This window comes from Pedobacter sp., assembly GCF_045627485.1.
Taxonomy (GTDB): domain Bacteria; phylum Bacteroidota; class Bacteroidia; order Sphingobacteriales; family Sphingobacteriaceae; genus Pedobacter.
Genome location: NZ_JAZQNU010000131.1, coordinates 1 through 6,999, shown reverse-complemented (window position 1 = coordinate 6,999; position 6,999 = coordinate 1). Strand labels below are relative to the sequence as shown.

Here is a 6,999-nt window from a genome sequence, read left to right as displayed (position 1 = left end):
ATTACGGAAAATTAAAAAGCGGGTTACCGGTTTATTTAATCCGTTTGGATATTGCACATAAGCGCCTTTTAATAGGGCGTTTTGAGTCGCACCTAAGTCGGATCGTAGCCATGTCGTTCTGTGAGCCAAGGAGTTGTCCCTCTCTATTGTCTTCCTAAGACCGCTTGGCCTCCGACTTAGGGTAATTACGGAAAATTAAAAAGCGGGTTACCGGTTTATTTAATCCGTTTGGATATTGCACATAAGCGCCTTTTAATAGGGCGTTTTGAGTCGCACCTGCAGCAGCATTTAAGTAATAAGTAAAACTTCTGCCATTATAGTCTACCAGTTGCGGGTTATTCACCGCACCTGCAACCTCTACAAAGGATACTTCCCTTGGGATATAAATGCTATCCCCAGGTAAAAGAATCATACTTCTCTTCACACTTTCGTTGCTGCTGGTATTGGTAAGGTCTAAATTAACCCGCACCCCTTTTCTATAGACCTGTGCATTTTCCAAAGAACCATAAGGGCTCAGGCCCCCGGCACGTTGCAGCAAGTCTAAGGCCGTTTCATCTCTGCGTTGTACAGCATATTCCCCCGGAAACAAAACTTCCCCCTTCACACTAATGTTACCCAGCGCCCGGTAATTAACCAGGCGAGGTACATAGATATAATCTCTTGGCTGAAGTTCCATATTGCCTTCAGCATCTGTATTCAAATCGATGGTAAATGTTTTCACCAATTGGTTGGCCACACTATCAGAATCATTTTCTATGATTCTGGAAATCTCCACATGGTGATCAGCCGCTTCGTCCTGAAAACCTCCTGCCATGGCAATCACATCATTTAACTTCATTCCTTTTCTAAAAGTAAAGGAAGCCGGATTTCTCACAAAGCCCTGTACGGTTACATTTTGGGATGATGTAAAAACCGCCCTGTCCTGCACCATGATGGAGTCATCACGCATCAAAGGCAAGTCACTTCTTCCCTCAACCACATCCAACGGGTTAAAAGAAAGTAATTCTTTCTCCAGGTTTGGTAAAGTTCTTTTGATATAGCCACGTTCCATATAAGCCTCTGGTTTTAAACCCGACGCCGTTTTTAAAAGTTCACCCAGGCTCATGCCTGCCGTTAGTTCATATACACCCGGACGGTAAACTGCACCTTCCAAGACTATACGGTTTGTATACCGGTTGGTGATGGCTCCAATTTCAACTAAGTCGCCATTGTTAGGTGTAAAATTTCCAAACAGGTTCGAGGGCACATCTTTCACTTCACGTTCCAGTTCATTGATTTGGTCAATTTTAGCTATCCCACGGTAAGCGATATCCGTAAATCCACCAGCATAGCCAATCAGGTCATCTAACTGCTCGTTTTCTTTCAGCTCATAAATGGCTGGTCTTTTTACTTCACCTTTAACACCAACTCTTTTCCGGTACACCGGAATACGAATCACATCCTGGTCTTCCAAACGAATGTTGCCATCCATTAAACCATTCTGCAGGAAACTGTAAAAATCTATAGTCTTATAAACACGGTTGTTTCTCAGGAGTTCAATGTAACGTAAAGATCCATTAGCATTCGGCCCTCCGGAGTTATATAAAGCATTAAATACTGTAGACAGCGATGAAAGGGTATAAGTTCCCGGAGTTTTCACTTCACCTACCAGGGTAATTTTTATGCTGCGGGTATTCCCCAGGTTAACAGCCAGTTTAGTCTGCCCGCTGTTTAAGGCCGGATAGGCCTTGGTCATCCTGCTTTTAATCAAACTGGTCGCTTGTTCAATCGTAAAACCATTCAGGTAAACTAAGCCAGCATAAGGAATTTGTACATTGCCTTCTGTGGTTATTCTTGTGCGCAGGCTGCTTTCGTTCATGCCAGTTACCAGGATGATTAACTCGTCGCCCGGACCTAAAACATAGCCTTTTGGAGTGGCCACACTAAAATTAGGCTCAAATTTTATTCCGGTCTGGTTAAAAAACTCCATGCCGTAAACGCCCAAAACAGGTTCAGTTTTCGCTACTGGTGCAAGTGGAAAAGGTTTGATCACCACAGGTGTTGTATCCCTGGCATAATTAATGGCTTCTTTTTCAGCAGCAGCAGGCATTTTTGCACCTTTTTTATTCAAACCCAATAAAGTCACCTGGTCTTTAAAAGCCTGCACCTCACCAGCCGACATGCCCTTTTGAATCATCATTTTGTAGGCTTGTTCTTCCGGTATTCCGGTTTCTTCCAGTTTATCCCAGGCTTGTTTAATCTGTGCGTCAGAGAGCTGACTTACTTTAACATTCTGGATGTTATTCATGGAAATGTTTTGTGCGTTCACTTGTAAAGTGGCCGTCGCAAATAGGAATAACAGAATATAATAAAGGTATTTATGGTTCATGGAAGGATGTTGTGCTAAATCGCAAATATAAAGTATTAAGGATTAAAAGCCATAAGATACACCGAACTTAAACTCGTTGGGTACTGCTGACGTTTGCAGGTCTGGTCTAATCACGCCCGTCTGGTGCTTATAAGAGGCTTTGACATATAATTTTTGAAGCAACTGGTAGTTAGCTTCCAATAAGTATTGTTTTTGCGATTGCACAGGTCCTTCACTTAAAAAAGCGGGCTGTGGTTCGGCCCAATACTGGTCAAATAAATCACCATCAGCACCTTTGCGAATGCTATTAAATTCAAAACGGGTAATTAAACGTGCCACAGGGGAGTAACTGGCCCATGCGGTTACACGGTCGGCATTTTGACCCATCCAATCGCCTATCAAATAGCCTTGGTTAGTGTAAGTTTGTGCAGGTATCAGGTTGTTATAAACAAAGGGGTTAATGCGCGTATATTCTGCACCAAAGGTCAGGTAAGGAATTCCCAATACATCAGTATGTGAAGCACCAATGTTATAACCTAGCTGGTTCCTGCTCTTTTCCTTGTTAAAAATTTCGCTTGTGCGTATCTCATCAACAAATAAGGATGCATATAAATGTGTTCTTGGTAAGTGATTCCTTGAACTCGCCGAAAAGAAAAACTGGCTATTGGAACCAGTAGAGAGTTTATAACGGCTTTGGTATTGGTCGTAAGCCTTAAAGAACATGATGGGTACCAGGTAAGCAATGTCAAAATCATCACTATACACCATCGATTCTCCAACGCTCAGGTTCAAACCTTTCGTAGGAATAAAAGATAACGTATGTGAAGCCATAAATTTTTTCACATACATTTCGCGGTTTTCTCCAAACAATGCATTTCCTTTATCATAGGACCTCGCCGAATCAATCACTGCAGAGTTTAACCAGGCGTGGGTATAATTAAAGTGCAGCCATTTTAGGGGGCGGTAATCCAGGCGTATATTTGGGTATGCAGGTGATTTATCAGACGATACCAATCGCCCGTTCTGTCCATAACCCCATAACAATTGTTCTTTACCCAAACTTACCGAACCGTTTTTCCAGGCATAGGTAATATAACCCCTGAAATCACTGTAGTTAACCGTTTTTGAAGTAACGTCCACATTAGCTGTACGCAAAATTCCCGTTTCCGGGGTAAAAATGCGGGTACTGTCAATGCCGTTACCTTTGTCGGTAATATCCTGAAAATAAAACTGGAAGCTGATGTTTTTACCTGCATGGCCCCAGAAAGTCAGGCCAGTAGCAGTACGGGTAACACTTTTGCCCGCCCCTAAATGTGTTTCAAACGTTAACGCGGGATCGCCGTTTAACAAAAAGCCGTCCTTTTTAATAGAGAGGAAACGCCATCGTCCTGCCGCATCTTTTTTAAAAAAGGTGGTGGTATCAGGCATGTCTGCCTGGTCAAATTCACTAAATTCTTTGAGGTAAAAGGCCAGTTCCTTCTGTTCTGTAGCCGAAAGATTAGTTGCAGAATCTCTTAAGGTATGTAAAAGGTCTGAAATTTGTTTACGACTAACCGGTTGAATCAGGTCATCAAATTCGATGTTTCCTTTTTGCGCCTGCCGTGATAAATATTGGTATACCGGGTTTTTAGGATTTTCAAATACTACCTGTGCAGCACTGTCAAGGGCACCGGTTATAAAAAAGAAGAAGAGAATCAGGTAAAAGTTTTTATTCATTTTTAAATTATAGGGAAAGGTTAATTTGTTTTATAGGGAAATATTAATTTGTTGTAAACCAGCATAATGTTTTTCGCTGTTAATCAGCTGGTGAATATGTTTTTCTGCCTGTTCACCCATTTGTTGCTGCCGTTCTAAATCACCATACAATTCTTTTATTTTTGCCGCAAGCTGTGCGCTGTTACCGGGCTCAAATAGCAATCCTGTATGCCCATCTAAAACCATTTCAGGAATGGCACCAATATTCGAGCCAATTACCGGTTTGCCCATGGCCATAGCTTCCACAACGGTAAAACCAAGCACTTCATACCACGCTGAAGGACAGACTAAAAATGCCGATTTTCCTATCCATTCAAGCGTTTCTTTTTTTGTTTTTTTGCCTAGAAACTCTACCTGGTGCAAGTTATTACTATTGGCATAGGCCTGAAGCGCTGCCAGCTGGGTACCTGTTCCAATAATTTTTAAAGGAATGTGCGGGTGCAATTTCATTGCTTCCAGCAGGGTGTGGGCACCTTTAATTTTTTCTAGTCTTCCCACAAAAACGATCGGGGCATTTTGGGCAGCAGATTTCCGATCAACCGTTACAGCGTGTTGTGCAGTACGCGCTGCAGCAATTTCTTTATAGTCATATCCATGGTATAACTGTACCAGTTTTTCTTTAAAAAAATTAAACTGTTTAAACTTTTCATAAAGAAAAACCGAGGGACAAATGTAATGATCCACGTATTCGTAGTAATTGAGGTATTTGTGCACATAATTCTCCATAGAAGCCACTACGCTTGCAGGCAGGGAGCCTTTTTTGCACTTATTGGTTACACAGTTATAAAAGGCACCCCCGAAACATTTTTCACAGATTTTACCATGGCTAATAAATGTGCTTTCAGGGCAAATGGGGGTATATTCGTGCAAGGTCCAGATAATGGGAATTCCGCGTTTCTTTAATGTTTTTAAAATAGCGGGGGTAATGTAATGGTGAATCACATTGATATGGGCAAAATCTATTTTTACATCATCCAGCAAACGTTCCAGCTTTTTTTGCGCTTCCGTGGAGTAGATGCTGGTTTTCACTACCTTTAAGGCATCACTAAAGCTCTTTTGATTGATTTTTTTATAGTCAATATGTTCAATAAAATATTTGGAGTATGGGGAATCAAAGTTGCGGTTGTCTTTCATGGAGAAAGGAATAACCTGGTGCCCATGTTCTTGGTACAATTTGCTGATGTGTTCCACATAGGTCCAATCGCCACCACTTGGATACCAGGTCCAATTTGCTACCAAAATATTCATTTCTTTTCCTTTAAATTAATTTCCCAATAAATTGGCATAATTTTTATACTCATTTAGTTGATCCTGTATCGGGCTTCAAAGATGCCTGTATTAAATCATTTTATTAATTATTCAGGTGATTATTTGGTCAAAATTGGCCTTTTTTTATATAAAAAGACTTTATTAAGCCGGATATAAAGAGGTGAATAATAAAAACATTGTAAGGTCAGTTTAAAATGGTTATTTTTGGCGTAGTCAATTTATTAACTAAGGCTGTAGCCATACGACTATGTGAGAATAGATTAATGGCTTTAAAACCCCTATGAAGAAGAAAATTTATATTGCCGGAGCGGGCGGAATGCTAGGTGAAGCGTGTTATTCAGTTTTTAAAGAAGAGTTCGAACTTAAATGTACGGACAAAGATGTCAATGAAAACTGGCTTGAATTTTTAGATTTTCGGGATTTTGACAAATACAAAGAAGATGTTCACCGTTTCCGACCTGATTATCTCTTTCACCTGGGTGCTTATACCGATCTTGAATATTGCGAAACGCACCAGGATGATACTTACCTCACCAATACAACTTCAGTAGAAAACGCAGTTTATATTGCTAACCAGTTAGATATACCGCTGTTGTATATCAGTACAGCCGGAATATTTGATGGTCAAAAAGAGTTTTATGACGATTGGGATGAGCCAAACCCTCTTGGACATTATGCGCGTTCCAAATACATGGGCGAACGTTATGTACGCGAGCATGCCAAAAGACACATCATATGCCGTGCTGGCTGGATGATGGGTGGCGGACCGAAGAAAGATAAAAAATTTATTAATAAAATCATCAAACAGTTAGCTACTGGTACCAGAGACCTTCATGTGGTTAACGACAAGGACGGCACCCCTACTTATACGGTGGATTTCGCTAAAAATGTGAAACTGTTGTTTGAGAAAGAATACTGGGGATTGTATAATTTAGTGTGCAATGGGGAAACCAGCAGGCGTGAAGTTGCTGAAGAATTGGTAAGCATTTTAGGCTTAACCGATGAAGTCACTTTTCATGAAGTGACTTCAGATTATTTTAAAGATACCTATTATGCACCACGCCCTACCTCCGAAAGACTGGTCAATAAAAAATTGAATCTCCGGGAGGCGAACCTGATGCGCGATTGGAAAGTGGCTTTAAAAGAATATGTTGCTAGCTATTATACTGAATATTTAGAGGAAAATCTTTATACAGAAAAAGATACGGTTACCCTTTAATGATGCGCATAGCAGCTTTCGGCTTCAGGTCTATTCCCCCAGCAAAAGGCGCTGCAGGTGCCGATAAATTTGCTATGGAACTGTTTCCCCGGTTGGTTAACCGAGGTCACCATGTTGTAGCTTATAACAGACAATACCCGGATGTATTTGTTGATGTTGAGGAATACAAAGGCGTACACATTAAAACTTTCAAAACCATATCCAATAAAGGATTTGATACCTTATTACATTCCCTGAAATGTACCTGGGATATCCTTGTGAATAATACTGCAGATATTGTCCACATCCAGAATGGAGGTAACAGTATCTGGGCATTACCTTTACGCCTTTTTGGAAAAAAAGTATTTATCAGTCAGGATGGTGTGGATTGGAAACGCGATAAATGGCCTTGGTATGGCAAATTATTCCT

Annotated in this window: 5 protein-coding genes; 2 read left to right on the top strand and 3 right to left on the bottom strand. The window is 40.8% G+C overall.

Features of this window, described 5'->3' with window-relative positions; all coding sequences use genetic code 11:
• Positions 1–154: 154 nt before the first annotated feature.
• The 3 genes from ACR2F3_RS09905 to ACR2F3_RS09895 are packed head-to-tail and all read right to left on the bottom strand — an operon-like array spanning position 155 to position 5,350.
• Complete coding sequence (locus ACR2F3_RS09905; RefSeq protein WP_432709818.1) at positions 155–2,368, bottom strand: SLBB domain-containing protein; 2,214 nt, start codon at positions 2,366–2,368, stop codon at positions 155–157.
• A gap of 42 nt (positions 2,369–2,410) precedes the next feature.
• The gene (locus ACR2F3_RS09900) at positions 2,411–4,063 is read right to left on the bottom strand and encodes a capsule assembly Wzi family protein (RefSeq protein WP_432709817.1); all 1,653 of its coding nucleotides are present in this window, start codon (positions 4,061–4,063) and stop codon (positions 2,411–2,413) included.
• A 30-nt stretch (positions 4,064–4,093) separates the two neighbouring features.
• The gene (locus tag ACR2F3_RS09895; protein ID WP_432709816.1) at positions 4,094–5,350 is read right to left on the bottom strand and encodes a glycosyltransferase family 4 protein; all 1,257 of its coding nucleotides are present in this window, start codon (positions 5,348–5,350) and stop codon (positions 4,094–4,096) included.
• Positions 5,351–5,651: 301 nt separating this feature from the next.
• On the opposite strand from ACR2F3_RS09895, the gene ACR2F3_RS09890 reads away from it, so the two are divergent.
• Both ACR2F3_RS09890 and ACR2F3_RS09885 read left to right on the top strand, forming a co-directional pair.
• Complete coding sequence (locus ACR2F3_RS09890) at positions 5,652–6,590, top strand: SDR family oxidoreductase (protein ID WP_432709815.1); 939 nt, start codon at positions 5,652–5,654, stop codon at positions 6,588–6,590.
• Positions 6,590–6,999, top strand: a 410-nt coding sequence (locus tag ACR2F3_RS09885) for a hypothetical protein (RefSeq protein ID WP_432709814.1), incomplete at its 3' end; no start/stop codon positions are given. The genes ACR2F3_RS09890 and ACR2F3_RS09885, both read left to right, overlap by 1 nt.